This window comes from Flavobacterium sp. RSSA_27, assembly GCF_051547125.1.
Lineage (GTDB): Bacteria > Bacteroidota > Bacteroidia > Flavobacteriales > Flavobacteriaceae > Flavobacterium.
On record NZ_JBPTTN010000001.1, the window covers coordinates 103,150 to 116,232 of the forward strand.

13 protein-coding genes are annotated in these 13,083 nt (G+C 32.8%); 6 read left to right on the forward strand and 7 right to left on the reverse strand.

Annotated features, from left to right (window positions below):
- Nucleotides 1–56: 56 nt before the first annotated feature.
- Together ACSVH5_RS00430 and ACSVH5_RS00435 are read right to left on the reverse strand one after the other, a co-directional pair.
- Nucleotides 57–1,004 carry a tRNA dihydrouridine synthase gene (locus ACSVH5_RS00430; RefSeq protein ID WP_438059494.1) on the reverse strand — a complete coding sequence of 316 codons (948 nt, stop codon included), beginning with the start codon at nt 1,002–1,004 and terminating at the stop codon, nt 57–59.
- A gap of 251 nt (nt 1,005–1,255) precedes the next feature.
- Nucleotides 1,256–1,753, reverse strand: a complete 498-nt coding sequence (locus tag ACSVH5_RS00435) for an N-acetyltransferase family protein (RefSeq protein WP_438059495.1) — start codon at nt 1,751–1,753, stop codon at nt 1,256–1,258.
- A gap of 137 nt (nt 1,754–1,890) precedes the next feature.
- On the opposite strand from ACSVH5_RS00435, the gene menD reads away from it, so the two are divergent.
- A complete protein-coding gene (gene menD, locus ACSVH5_RS00440) occupies nt 1,891–3,549 on the forward strand; it encodes a 2-succinyl-5-enolpyruvyl-6-hydroxy-3-cyclohexene-1-carboxylic-acid synthase (RefSeq protein ID WP_438059496.1) in 1,659 nt (552 codons plus the stop codon).
- Between the two features lie 76 nt (nt 3,550–3,625).
- Here the strand turns inward: menD and ACSVH5_RS00445 are convergent, their stop codons facing one another.
- Both ACSVH5_RS00445 and ACSVH5_RS00450 read right to left on the reverse strand, forming a co-directional pair.
- Nucleotides 3,626–4,918: a mechanosensitive ion channel family protein gene (locus ACSVH5_RS00445; RefSeq protein WP_438059497.1), complete on the reverse strand. Its 1,293-nt coding sequence runs from the start codon at nt 4,916–4,918 to the stop codon at nt 3,626–3,628.
- Complete coding sequence (locus tag ACSVH5_RS00450) at nt 4,911–5,195, reverse strand: DUF3817 domain-containing protein (protein ID WP_438059498.1); 285 nt, start codon at nt 5,193–5,195, stop codon at nt 4,911–4,913. Before ACSVH5_RS00450 ends, ACSVH5_RS00445 begins: the two co-directional genes overlap by 8 nt.
- Before the next feature lie 107 nt (nt 5,196–5,302).
- Here ACSVH5_RS00450 and ACSVH5_RS00455 point away from each other — a divergent pair, with 107 nt between their 5' ends.
- The 3 genes from ACSVH5_RS00455 to ACSVH5_RS00465 all read left to right on the forward strand — a co-directional run bounded on the left by ACSVH5_RS00455 (nt 5,303) and on the right by ACSVH5_RS00465 (nt 8,870).
- Entirely contained in the window at nt 5,303–5,836 is a 534-nt protein-coding gene (locus ACSVH5_RS00455; RefSeq protein ID WP_438059499.1) for a DUF6155 family protein, read from the forward strand.
- Nucleotides 5,837–5,933: 97 nt separating this feature from the next.
- The gene (locus ACSVH5_RS00460) at nt 5,934–7,472 is read left to right on the forward strand and encodes a DEAD/DEAH box helicase (RefSeq protein ID WP_438059500.1); all 1,539 of its coding nucleotides are present in this window, start codon (nt 5,934–5,936) and stop codon (nt 7,470–7,472) included.
- 84 nt (nt 7,473–7,556) lie between these two features.
- On the forward strand, nt 7,557–8,870 hold the full coding sequence (locus tag ACSVH5_RS00465) for a DEAD/DEAH box helicase (protein WP_438059501.1): 1,314 nt from the start codon (nt 7,557–7,559) through the stop codon (nt 8,868–8,870).
- Between the two features lie 232 nt (nt 8,871–9,102).
- Here ACSVH5_RS00465 and ACSVH5_RS00470 read toward each other — a convergent pair whose 3' ends face one another.
- Nucleotides 9,103–9,609, reverse strand: a complete 507-nt coding sequence (locus ACSVH5_RS00470; protein ID WP_438059502.1) for a DUF2911 domain-containing protein — start codon at nt 9,607–9,609, stop codon at nt 9,103–9,105.
- Between the two features lie 180 nt (nt 9,610–9,789).
- Here ACSVH5_RS00470 and ACSVH5_RS00475 point away from each other — a divergent pair, with 180 nt between their 5' ends.
- Nucleotides 9,790–11,706, forward strand: coding sequence for a DUF294 nucleotidyltransferase-like domain-containing protein (locus ACSVH5_RS00475; protein ID WP_438059503.1), 1,917 nt, complete (start codon nt 9,790–9,792; stop codon nt 11,704–11,706).
- Between the two features lies 1 nt (nt 11,707).
- The gene (locus tag ACSVH5_RS00480) at nt 11,708–12,307 is read left to right on the forward strand and encodes a 3'-5' exonuclease (protein ID WP_438059504.1); all 600 of its coding nucleotides are present in this window, start codon (nt 11,708–11,710) and stop codon (nt 12,305–12,307) included.
- On the opposite strand, the gene ACSVH5_RS00485 is transcribed toward ACSVH5_RS00480, so the two are convergent.
- Nucleotides 12,304–12,795, reverse strand: a complete 492-nt coding sequence (locus tag ACSVH5_RS00485; RefSeq protein WP_438059505.1) for a 4'-phosphopantetheinyl transferase family protein — start codon at nt 12,793–12,795, stop codon at nt 12,304–12,306. The two genes, ACSVH5_RS00480 and ACSVH5_RS00485, sit on opposite strands and share 4 nt — an antisense overlap.
- Nucleotides 12,792–13,061 (reverse strand): acyl carrier protein, encoded by a 270-nt coding sequence (locus ACSVH5_RS00490; RefSeq protein WP_438059506.1) that lies wholly within the window; start codon nt 13,059–13,061, stop codon nt 12,792–12,794. Before ACSVH5_RS00490 ends, ACSVH5_RS00485 begins: the two co-directional genes overlap by 4 nt.
- Nucleotides 13,062–13,083 lie beyond the last annotated feature (22 nt).

Consider the following 13,083-nt stretch of genomic DNA (forward strand, 5'->3'; position numbering starts at 1 on the left):
CCGTGTTTCAATTCAAAACAATTTAAAAAAAAATAATTTGCGAATTTGCGGTAAAATTAAGGCTCTTTAGCAATAATTTCTTTTACTGTAGCTTCATAATTTTTGATGCTTTTGGCTTTTTTGATATGCTTATGCACTTTATGCGGATTGGAAAAAAGTACCGAAAAGTACTCCCATAAATGATGCATTTTCAGTAGAATATGAGTCGCACCAGATAAGGATTCGCTGTAGCCTTCGTATAGTGTATCATGAAACTGACTAAACACTTCCATTTTATTTTTTGGATATTCAAAAGTGTTGTTTTTGATCATATTGGGAAGAAATGGGTCTGCAATCAACCCGCGACCAATCATCCAGTGGTCGATAGTTGGGAAACGTTGCTGCATCTTTTGAAATTGCTTTACCGAAGTGATGTCGCCGTTATAATATAGTTTATGTTTTGTAGTGTCAATGCAGTTTTGAAACCCTTCCAAATCAACACCTCCTTTGTATAATTGTTTTCCCAAACGGGCATGAATAGCAATGTTTTTTAAGGGATATTGATCCAAAATAGGAAGGACGTCCAATATTTCTTGTGGCGATTCGTAGCCCAAACGCATTTTCATCGAAACAATGATGTCGGTTTCGGTATGCGCTCTGTTGAGTATTTGATTTATTTTTTCGGTATTGCTGATGAGTCCAGAACCCATTCCAGATTTAGTGACCATCGGGTAGGGGCAACCTAAATTCCAGTTGAGTTCTTTGTAACCCAATTCTTTTACATAGCGGGCAACAAATAAAAATTCTTCGGCATCGTTTGTGATTACTTGTGGAATTACTTCGATCGTAACATTGTTTTCGGGAAGTAAATCTCTTTGATAGGAGTTTTTAATGACTAATTTTCCATTCAATCGAATGTATGGCGAATAGAAAGTATCGATACCGCCAAAATATTTTTGTTGTGCATTTCGAAATCGGAAATCGGTAAATCCTTGCAAAGGGGAAGAAAGCAATGTAAAACTCATAGTCGTAATAAAACCGCAAAGATAAGTCATTCATATGGAAGGTGACTCATTTATTGATTTTCTGTTTTAGCCACGAATTCACGAATTTGTAAAATAAAAAGAAGTCTAGAAATTACTCAAATTCAAGAAAACTTAAAAATTTGTTTTGTTTTTTAGCTATGAATTTAAAATTTAATTCGTGCATTCGTGGCTATTATTTAGCACAAATAGATAAAAAACAATTCGTGAATTCGTGGCTTAACAATACTGCTTTATTCCAAAAGCAATTGCATGAATACCGAATGCAACCAACGATCAAATTTATAGCCCGATTCTTTGATGATGCCCACAGTTTGGAATCCAAATTTTTCATGAAACAACACGCTACCTTGATTTTCGGAGTCGATAACCGCAATCATTGTGTGGAGTTTTTGGGCTTTGGCCAAAGTAATTAATTCTGCTAAGAGTAGGTTTCCAATTCCTTTTCCGTGGAATTCATTGGCTACATAAACAGAATGTTCGACAGTAAATTTGTAGGCTTCTCTAAAACGAAACTCGCTGTACATACCAAAACCAACCACTTGACCATCAACTTCGGCTACGATTACAGGGAAGCTTTTGGCCAATTTATCCTCCAAAATCGCTTTTTGTTGTTCATACGTTCTGATGTTGTAATCATACAAAGCGGTTGAATGCAAAATATTATAGTTGATGATGTCCAATATGGCTTGTGTATCTTCGGTTTGATAGGGGCGAACTGTGATTTTCATTTTTAATAATTTTCTTTCCAAAAATAATAAAAAATGGTCCTATTTGAAGGAAGTAGGCAATCAAGTTTGTAACTTTGTGCTTCAAATTGAAGTCTTACTACTTCTAACTTTTTAACATTTAATTTCCAACTTCAAAAATGGTTTATCCCAAAATACCTTTAGCACAAAGCCTACTTCAGATTTTTTTAGCCAAAGGAATTCAAACAATAGTCATCTCTCCAGGTTCTCGAAATGCTCCTTTAACCCTTGGTTTTGCGAGTAATCCTGATTTTACTTGTTATAGCATAGCCGATGAGCGTTGCGCTGCCTTTTTTGCGATGGGAATTGCTCAACAGACGCAAAAACCTGTGGCTGTAGTGTGTACTTCTGGTTCGGCATTACTGAATTATTATCCTGCATTTGCAGAGGCTTTTTATAGTCAGATTCCGTTGATTGTACTTTCTGCAGATCGCCCACAAAGTAAAATTGACATAGGAGACGGACAAACGATTCGTCAAGAAAATGTTTTCCTGAATCATTCGTTATACAATGCCAATTTAACTGAAGAAGCTTCTTTCGAGAATGATGTAAAAATCAACGAAGCGATAAATACTTCCATTATTCAAAAAGGCCCAGTTCATATCAATGCGCCATTCGAAGAGCCGTTGTATGAAACTGTTGATACTTTTACCGTAAATGCTCATATCGATGCTACAATTCCTGCTACTGTTGATAAACCTTTGGGTGATTTAACGCCTTTTGCAGAGATTTGGAATGCTTCGAAAAAGAAAATGATTTTGGTAGGCGTGAGTGGTTTGGATGCCAATGCGAAGTCAATTAATGTGATTGCGAATGACGATTCGATTATCGTGATGACCGAAACAACTTCGAATATTCATCATCCGAGTTTTGTTAACAATATCGACACCATCATTACGCCCTTTACAAAAGAAGATTTTGAAGAGTTTCAACCCGATATTTTGGTGACTTTTGGTGGAATGGTGGTTTCCAAACGCATCAAAGCTTTTTTAAGAAACTACAAACCCAAACATCATTGGCACATCGACCCTTTGAGAGCTTATGATACTTTTGGTGCTTTAACGCATCATTTTGAAGTGCATCCTAATATCTTTTTTAGCGCATTTTATCCTTTGGCACAAAAGGTAAAGAGTACGTATTCTTCACAATTAGCACATGTGAAATATTTGCGCAAGCAAAAACACGATTGGTATGTGTCTAAAATGCCGTTTTGCGATTTTATGGTTTTTGATAAAGTAATTTCGAATTTGCCTAAAAATTCACAATTGCAAATCAGTAACAGTTCTGCCATTCGATACGCTCAGTTGATTGATATTGACCCTTCGATTGAAGTGTTTTGCAACCGAGGAACAAGCGGTATTGACGGAAGTACATCTACTGCGATTGGTGCAGCTGTAGCCAATGGAAAACCAACGGTTTTTATGGGTGGTGATATTGGATTTTTCTATGACAGTAACGCTCTTTGGAACAATTATATTCCGAACAATTTTAAAATCATTCTCATCAATAATGGAGGAGGAGGCATCTTTAGAATCTTACCAGGACATAATGAAACACCCGTTTTTAATACTTACTTTGAAACCTCACATCACTTAACCGCGGAACATTTGGCTAAAATGTATGGTTTTGCATATAGCAAAGCGAACGACGCTGCAAGTTTAAATGAGGCAATTACCACTTTGTTCAAGCAAAATGAAAAACCTCAACTATTAGAAATTTTTACACCAACAACAGAAAACGATAAAATATTATTGCACTATTTTAAGGAATTACTTTGATAATTGTTCCAATTCAAGGGGGAAAGCACTAAAAAAAAACCGTTTGAAGTAAATCTCAAACGGTTTTTTTTAGTATCTAAAGTGAACTTTTTGATTTCTTAACGGGGAGTTCATAATCCATATAACCCGTATTGGAAGGCAATTCGGATACTTCTAAATGAAAATATTGAACTGCAGCTATTACATGATCAAAAATATCAGCCATAATGTATTCGTAATTTTCAAATCGTTTGTCTGTCGAAAAGGCATAGACTTCTAGCGGAACACCATAAGGCGTTAGTTGCAATTGTCGACATAACATTATCATGTTTTTGTTGAGTCCAGGATGCTGATGCAAATATTGGTTGATGTACTTTCTAAACAATCCCAAATTCGTCATGTTCCTTCCATTGATGGCCACACTTTTATCAATACCATTGGCTTGGTTAAACCGATCAATTTCAGCTTTTCTAGATTCAATATAGGAACTAATGAGGGTGATTTTTTGTAAATCTTCTAATTCAGAATTGTTCAAAAATCGAATGGTACTTGCTTTGATCAATATATGCCTTTTAATGCGCCTTCCATCAGATTTTAACATTCCTCGCCAATTATGAAACGAATCCGAACTCAAACTATAAGTTGGAATAGTGGTAGTAGTATTATCAAAGTTTCTTACTTTAACTGTAGCCAAATTGATTTCAATTACATCACCATCGGCTCCATAACGATCCATAGTAATCCAATCACCAATACGAACCATATCATTGATAGCTACTTGAACACTTGCTACAAAACCCAAAATAGTATCCCTAAAAATCAAAATAATCAAAGCGGAAACAGCTCCTAGTATGGTCAACATTTCTTTTTGATTAATGCCGAAAAGTTTTGAAATTATGACTGCTATACCAAACATCCAAAGCACAATCATGATGACTTGAATGAAACTGTCAACGGGTTTATCACTATATCTGGGAATGTGTTTTAGATAATCTTGAAGAGTACTCAAAATGGTTCGGATGATCCATAGCACTAACAAAACAATATAGACTCCAACTAATTTTCCAAAAATATCTTCCCAATAATCATAACGTTCTAAAATAATTGGAACTGATTTATAAATTAAAGTAAAAGGAATTAATTGAGCGATATATATCACTGTTTTATTCGAGACGATTAAATCATCAAATTTAGTTTTTGTTTTGGCAGCAATAATTGCCATTACATTGACCAAAATAAATCGAAAAACCTTATAAATAGCGTAGGTGAGAAGCATCAAAATAATGATGTTCAACACTAAACTCAAATAGGAAGCAAAGGAATAACCCAATCCCCATTTTCTAAAAATAGGGTATAAAAAATTAAAAACAGGTTCTAAAGTTTTATGCATTACTCAAGTATTTCTTTTCAATATAAAATGTACCAAACGGAAGTAAAGACCCTAAAATAATAATAGCAAATGTAGACAAGGACCACTTTTGATTTTGTTTCAATAGTATGGCCAATACTACATATCCAATAAACAAAATACCGTGACTCATCCCTATTGGATACAAGAATGTTTTGTACAAGTCTATAGCATTAGGCTTGATAAAAAGCATGTTTGCTAGTAAAACAAGGTAAGAACATCCTTCTAAAATGGCAGTAATTTTAAATAATTTGAGCATTTTTATGTTTAATTTATTTTTTATGGATTCAAAATTAAGGATTCTTCTTGATGTATGAGGTTGCAATCACAAAGTAATTTACTTTTACCATTCTTATTTATGATACAATGAGCAAACGCGAATTAAAAAAATATGCCAACCAATTAACCCAAGAACAATTGGTAGAGCAACTCTTAGAATTGTATGACAAATTCACAGCGGTTAAAGAATACTATAATTTTGTCTTTAACCCAAAAGAAGAGATCTTACTACAAGAAGCTAAATTGAAAATTAGCAACGAGTATTTTCCAACAAGAAATCCAAACAGAAAGAGACCGCTTAGCGCTAAAATGCGTCGTTCTGTGGCTCAAAAAAATATTAAAAAGTTCTTGCTTCTAGGAGTTGATATGTATCTAATTGCGGACTTAATGTTGTATGCAATTGAAATAGCACAAACATTTGCTGCTGAAAACAAAATAAAAAATGATACTTTTTATAAAAGTCATTATAATACTTTCAATCAAGCAGTTAGCTATTGTGTTGCCAATGGAATACTAAGGGAATTTCAATCTAGAATTGTTAGAATTTCCGAAGAAACAAGAAATCAAAAATGGCCCAATCGTCTAGATTTTGAAGTACTATTAGATAAAATTTCCAATTAGTAAATCAAAATTATTTAATTGAAACTATATTTTTTAATTTAATAGTAGTGTTTTAACTCTTTTTTAGGTGTATTTTTGCAAAAATTCAAAAAACACAATGTTAGAAGACACTTTAGAATTTCAAGTTGAAGACAAAAAAGAACTTTATGCTTACCAAAAAGGGGATATTGATGCTATATTTGAAAGAATTGATAATGCACCAAGTAACCACCATTTATTGTATCAATTGCCTACTGGTGGTGGAAAAACAGTTGTTTTTTCTGAAATAGTTCGTAGATATTTGTCTCAACACGATAAAAAAGTAGTTGTACTTACCCATAGAATCGAGTTGTGCAAGCAAACCTCTAAAATGCTTAAAGGATTTGAAGTAAAAAATAAAATCATCAATAGCAAGGTAAAAGAATTGCCAGACCAAAACGATTATTCTTGTTTTGTAGCCATGGTCGAAACTTTAAAAAACCGAATTAATGACGAAAAACTACATTTAGATAATATTGGCTTAGTAATTATTGATGAGGCCCATTACAATTCCTTCCGAAAATTATTAAATTCTTTCAAAAATGCTTTTATTCTTGGAGTTACTGCAACGCCACTTAGCTCGAATATCAAACTACCCATGCATCAGAATTATGATGAATTAATTGTTGGGGACACCATTGCCTCTTTGATTGAAAAAGGTTTTTTAGCTTCTGCTGTGACGTACAGTTATGATGTAGGGTTGACTTCTTTGAAAGTAGGTATTAATGGAGATTATACCGTAAAATCCTCTGATGATTTATACACCAACATGGCCATGCAAGAAAAATTATTGCATGCCTACACCGAAAAATCTTTAGGTAAGAAAACCTTAATTTTCAACAATGGTATTAATACTTCTTTGTATGTATACGAAACGTTCCGCGAAGCAGGTTACCCGATTCGTCATTTAGACAATACTAGCAATAATGAAGAACGAAAAGAAATTTTGCATTGGTTCAAGCATACGCCAGATGCAATATTGACTTCTGTTGGGATTTTAACCACAGGATTTGACGAGCCAACAGTTGAAACCATAATTTTAAATCGTGCCACCAAATCCTTGACACTGTATTTTCAAATGATAGGTCGTGGTTCAAGAAAATTACCTGGTAAAGACGAATTTACTGTTATAGATTTAGGTAATAATGCAGCAAGATTTGGTTTATGGAGCGAGCCAGTAAATTGGCAACACATCTTCAAATCACCTGAATTTTATCTTGAAAACTTAAGAGATGATCATGAGATTGAATTGCATTTTAAATACCAAATGCCTCCTGAATTGAGAGCTAAATTCAGTAATACTGAAGTAGTTACTTTTGATGTTGATGAAGAACATAAATTGGCCATCAAACAAAATTTACGTTCAAAAGTAGTACTTGATAAATCTTTAGATCAACACGCCTCAATGTGTGTAGATAATGCCGAGTTGCCTCAAGAAGCCAAAGCATTGGCTAGAGAATTAGAAGAAGATATAGAATGTCGGATTAAGCGTTATTCTAAATGCCTGAGTCAGTGCAGTAAAAACTACCGCGAATGGCTGGTCGAAGATTACAAACAAAAACTAATTCTGTTAATTGGTAAAAAATACAGAGAAAAAGTGTTAGCCGAATTAGATTAATAATCAGGACCTTTTTCTGGCTGACATTCTATCTTTTCCGGGAATATAGTAAGAAACAAGTATAAATTTTAAACATCAATAACTATGTCAAATCAATTCTCAAAATTAGGAGTTTCAGCACCTCTTGTTAAAGCGATTACCGAAATGGGAATTGTAAAACCAACAGAAATTCAGTCAGAGATTATTCCGTTAGCTTTAGCCAATACTACAGATTTAGTAGGAATTGCCAAGACAGGAACAGGTAAAACTGCCGCCTTTGGATTACCGCTATTAGATAAAATAGACATTACTACTACTTCAGTTCAAGCCGTTATTTTGGTACCTACAAGAGAATTAGGAAATCAAATTTTTGATAATTTAGTTCAATTTGCCAAGTACCAAACCGCTATTTCGATTGCTGTTACTTGCGGGGGAGTACCCATAAAACCTCAAATTGAACGTTTGTCTCAACCTACACATATTATCATTGCAACTCCTGGTCGATTAATTGATTTAATCGAACGTAAAGCTGTAAATTTAAAAGCAACTTCAAAACTAATTCTAGACGAAGCCGATGAAATGGTTGCTATTTTAAAGGATAGTTTGGACATCATTGTTGCCGAGTTGCCAAAAAAACACCAGACTTATCTTTTTACCGCTACACTGCCAGGGACTATAAAACAACTTATTCAGAATTACTTGAACAAAAACGTGGTCCAAGTAAGCGCTAGTATGGAAACTATGGGCAATCAAGGCATTGATCACAAGTACATAGTAGTTGATCCTATAGAAAAATTAGATGTTGTAATGCATTTCCTGAATACTAAAGAAGGGGAGCAAGGTATTATTTTTTGCAAAACCAAAGCGGCTGTGAATAAATTGGCTAAAAACTTAGCCATTCATAAATTTTCATCTGGAGCATTGCATGGAAGTTTGTCACAAGGAATTCGTGACCGAATAATGGATCAATTCCGACAAGGGCATATTTCTATATTAATTGCAACTGATTTGGCCGCGCGTGGTATAGATGTAGCTGCTGTTTCTTATGTAGTCAATTACCATTTGCCAGATACTTTTGAAGCCTATGTTCATCGTAGTGGTAGAACGGCAAGAGCTGGAGCAAAAGGGCTTTCTTTAACCGTTTTACAAGCCGAAGAAGAAGTAGAAATTGCTGATTTTGAAAGAGAATTAGGTCTTCAATTTAGTACCTATGAAAAGCCATCTGAGGCGATTATTGAAGAAAATAATGCGCTTATATGGGCCAAACAGATTTTTAAAACCAAACCCAATCACGATTTGGATCTAGCTTTTAAAACTAAAATTAAAACTATTTTTCATCATCTTACTAAAGAAGAACTAATCGAAAAATTAATCGCTCATTATTGGTTGCAAAACAATCATCACCAAAATAAAAATTAATTCAATCTTTATTTTCTTATTTTTTAATCTTAGTATTAGAATGCTTTAGATTCTTTATAGTATATTTACATGAACTATAATTTATATTATGTAAAATAGAAAATTTCATATTTAAAAATAACTTGCTCCTAAGTAATAAATATGAAATTCTCAACAAACTATAAAAAATGACTTCACACGACAAAAAAAAGCACCAATTGGTGCTTTCAACAAATTAAAATTTCAATACTATTTATTTTACGGAAAATCCTATTATTAACTTTTCCCAAAGTAATTCAATACGAGTATCCAAAATTTTATATTCTAACTTTTCAACCAATTTATCCTGAATTTTATTTTTTACAGTTACTCTCAATTGATCACTACTTTCTTTATAATCATATGCTCCCCATTGCTTAGAAACTTTATTAAAAATAATAACACTTTCCTTTTCATTTGGAATCACAAAGAAAGAATAAATTCCCGCTGGTAATTGTTTACCTTCGATCGTGAGAGTTTTGTCTGTTTCAAAAGTAGTCGCGTCATTGGCTCCAGCTCGCCAAACTTTATCATAAGGAACCAATGCCCCCCAGATAACACGCCCTTTCACAGATGGACTTCCATATTTTATGGTTATGGTAGCACCATTGATTTTTCCAGATACAATTTCTGCTGGACTGGTTGCTTTTTTTTGGGCAAAAACAAATGTACTTATACATAAGACCAAAAATAAGAATATTGATTTGTTTTGAAATTTCATAGCTTTTATAATTTATTATTAATTGATTAAAAGTACTTTAAGAATTGGTATATTTATTCGTATTGTAGTTTTTTTTAAGAAATTATTAAGATATTTGTAAATCATCTAACTCTAAAAAATACCACTAGTTTTATTATTTGATTTAGTTATTTTTACTAGACTTTTAACTTGTAAATTATTATGAACACTATTGCTGAACGTATTGCAGATTTTTTAAAAGAATATCCGCCTTTTAATAATTTAACTTTTGGTGAACTAGCTGAAATAGCTTCTAGTATACATGTAATTAATCTTGAAAAGCATCAAACTTTATTTAAAATTAACGACACATTACATGAAAGTTTTTATGTAGTTGCTTCGGGAACTATTAATTTATCTGTAATTTCTGATGCAGAAGAAACGCTATTGAATAAATGTCATCAAGGTGATATTTTTGGATTGCGACCTTTTTTCGCAAAAAATAATTATATGATGACGGCAAAAGCTAGAGAAGATAGTATTGTTTATGCCATTCCTATTTCGGTGTTTAGACCATTTGTCACTAATAATTCTTTAGTACTCAATTTTTTATTAGAAAGTTTTGCCAATACCTCTCGTTATGCTAGTGATAAAGACAATTACGGAGGTAAATTAATTTCGGACAATGTTTTTAATCCCTATCAACAATCTGAAATTCAATATTTTCAATCTTTAACCTACAATAATTCTCCGATAACAACAACTGCAAAATCTATTATTAAGGATATTGCAAAATTAATGACAGAAGAAAATGTAAATAATGTATTGGTATGTGAGGATAATTTGCCTATTGGTATCGTAACCGATCTTGATATGCGTTCAAAAGTGGCAACAGGTAGGTATTTGATTACAGATACTATTGACAAAATTATGGATTCCCCTGTAATTACGGTAGTAGAAAATGTTTCATTAGCTGAAGCACAATTACTGATGTTAAAGCACAACGTAACACACCTTTGTGTCACACTAGATGGTACTACTCAATCTGTAGTAAAAGGTATTATTTCTGAGCATGATTTAATTATTGCTCAAGCGAGTAATCCTGGTGTGATGATTAAAGAAATTAAACGTGCTCTGGCTTCTAAAGATTTAAAGCAAACTCGAGAACGTCTCACAGATTTGATTCAAAATGCCCTACACAAAAATATTCCATTGTATCATGTGGCTAATATTGCCAGCGAAATTAATTTAGCAATCGTAAAGAGAAGCGTTGAATTGTCTATTTTAGACATGGGCTCTCCTCCTGCTCGTTTTGTATGGTTAAGTGTTGGAAGTCAAGGACGAAAAGAACAATTGTTATTTACTGATCAAGATAGCATGTTGGTTTTTGAAGATGTACCTGCAGACAAATACCGTGAGGTTAAAGATTATTTTATCAAATTAGCCAAAAGAACTACTATTACTTTAGAAAAAGTGGGCTATCCTATGTGTCTTCAAAATCATATGGCCAGTAATTTACAATGGTGTAAATCGTTGTCGGATTGGATCAAACAATACAACAGTTGGATGAATACTCCTGGTGAAAATAGCAATGATATGAGCAGTATTTTCTTTGATTATGAGTTAGTTTTTGGGGATGATAAACTTGAGGAAGCCATCAGTAACGTTGTTTTACAAAATGCTAAAAACAACACTCTATTCTTTGACTTCATTGGAAATGACGTACTGAAAAGCAATGCCCCATTAACTTTCTTCAAAAAATTTATTTTGGAAGAAGATGCAATAAATAAGAACAAGTTTGATATAAAAACCAGAGCCATTCAGCCATTAGTTGACGGAGCGCGTTTATTTTCACTATATTACAATTTAAAAGGCATTAACAACACTTATCTAAGGTTCAAACAATTAGCAATTGTCGATTCAAAAAATGAAGAAATTTATTTAAATTGCGCCGATGCATTTATTACTTTATCAAAATTTAGAACCATAGAAGGGCTAAAAAATGATGATTATGGTCAATACATACCGGTTCATGATTTATCAAAATTAGATAAAGAAAAATTAAAAGCAGCTTTGACCCCAATGAAAGAGTTAGAAGAATTGATAAAAGGAAAATTTAAACTTACACAATTTTCGTGATATGCTAGATTGGCTTAAAAATATTAACAAAGATCATCCTGATTTCTGGAAAAATTACCTAACCAAATTTTCCTCGAAATCCAATCAAGTGATTGTTTTTTCGACTGAGACTTCAGGAATGAATCCTAGTAAAGATGTCATTTTATCCATAGGTTCTTTTGCAATTGAGGACGATAGTATCTCGATTGGTAAAAGTTTCGAAGCAGTGTTATTACAATATAAATATTTTCATGATAATGGCTTATCCAATGAGTTCATTGTAGATAGTAAAATGAAAAAATTAGTTGAAATGGATGCCATACAAATGTTTGTAGATTATATTGGCAATTCCATTTTGATTGGACACCATATTGATTTTGATGTTGAAATGATAAACGCCGCTCTAGAAAAATTGGGTTGTGGTAGATTAAAAAATCAAGCCTTAGATGTAGATGTAATGTACAGAAAGCTTAATGATATTACTGACAAGCAATTTTCTTTAGATGAGCTTTGTCAGATTTATAAAATTCCAAAAAGTGACCGAAATTCTTCTTCTGAAGACGCCTATCGTATTGCCTTATTGTACTTGAAGTTAAAAAACAAATTGGATCTAAAATTTTAAACATCCAATGTAATTCCTCTCCAAAAATGCCCATGATGGGTTATGGAAACCGGTTTTTTTTGATTATTAATTGAATCCATTAAAAAAGGGATACCATTTTCTTTTTCAATAACCTCATTCCTTGTAATTGAAACAACTTTTGAAAAATAGTCTTTTTTACTAACTGCAACGGTATAAATATTGCAATCATTTTGTTTAGTATGAGTATGATATATTTGATGATTGAAACGAACAACACCTTCGGTTGGATCTAAATACTCGCATTCTAATTGCAACGGATTAAAGAAGCGAATTTGTGTTTGGCGATTGAAAATTTTATAAACTGCTTCTTTTCTGGTCCATAAATTCCAAACCATCAGCTCTGGATTGTTAGCTTGGTTTATTATTTTGTGCTCATTTATGGTAAAAATTTTTTCTAAAAAACCTTTTCGTTGCCAATTACTTTGCAAACGTGATAGTTCTAGATCAACAATATCATTTCCAATCATAAACTATTTTGTTCATTTACTTTTGTTTCAATTATATCTAAAGCGGCTTTTACAGTAAGCATTCGTTCCATCGATGGATTGTCAATTACGATTTCATATTTCTCTTCAATATCCAAAACGATATCAACTAAATTCGCTGAATTGATTTGTAAATCTTTGATAAAATCCGTTTCTTCAGTGAGATTTTCCAAGGCTTCTGGGTGCTGAATGTAAGGCTTAATGATTTGTTTAAGCTCTTCGATTCTGGTGTTTTGATCTGTGTTCATAGACAATCGTTACGTTGAATAA

Bases quoted from the DNA above. Each gene is read 5' to 3' on its own strand.
- ACSVH5_RS00430 (WP_438059494.1), bottom strand. From the start codon at position 1,004: ATGAGTTTTACATTGCTTTCTTCCCCTTTGCAAGGATTTACCGATTTC.
- ACSVH5_RS00435 (WP_438059495.1), bottom strand. From the start codon at position 1,753: ATGAAAATCACAGTTCGCCCCTATCAAACCGAAGATACACAAGCCATA.
- menD (WP_438059496.1), top strand. From the start codon at position 1,891: ATGGTTTATCCCAAAATACCTTTAGCACAAAGCCTACTTCAGATTTTT.
- ACSVH5_RS00445 (WP_438059497.1), bottom strand. From the start codon at position 4,918: ATGCATAAAACTTTAGAACCTGTTTTTAATTTTTTATACCCTATTTTT.
- ACSVH5_RS00450 (WP_438059498.1), bottom strand. From the start codon at position 5,195: ATGCTCAAATTATTTAAAATTACTGCCATTTTAGAAGGATGTTCTTAC.
- ACSVH5_RS00455 (WP_438059499.1), top strand. From the start codon at position 5,303: ATGAGCAAACGCGAATTAAAAAAATATGCCAACCAATTAACCCAAGAA.
- ACSVH5_RS00460 (WP_438059500.1), top strand. From the start codon at position 5,934: ATGTTAGAAGACACTTTAGAATTTCAAGTTGAAGACAAAAAAGAACTT.
- ACSVH5_RS00465 (WP_438059501.1), top strand. From the start codon at position 7,557: ATGTCAAATCAATTCTCAAAATTAGGAGTTTCAGCACCTCTTGTTAAA.
- ACSVH5_RS00470 (WP_438059502.1), bottom strand. From the start codon at position 9,609: ATGAAATTTCAAAACAAATCAATATTCTTATTTTTGGTCTTATGTATA.
- ACSVH5_RS00475 (WP_438059503.1), top strand. From the start codon at position 9,790: ATGAACACTATTGCTGAACGTATTGCAGATTTTTTAAAAGAATATCCG.
- ACSVH5_RS00480 (WP_438059504.1), top strand. From the start codon at position 11,708: ATGCTAGATTGGCTTAAAAATATTAACAAAGATCATCCTGATTTCTGG.
- ACSVH5_RS00485 (WP_438059505.1), bottom strand. From the start codon at position 12,795: ATGATTGGAAATGATATTGTTGATCTAGAACTATCACGTTTGCAAAGT.
- ACSVH5_RS00490 (WP_438059506.1), bottom strand. From the start codon at position 13,061: ATGAACACAGATCAAAACACCAGAATCGAAGAGCTTAAACAAATCATT.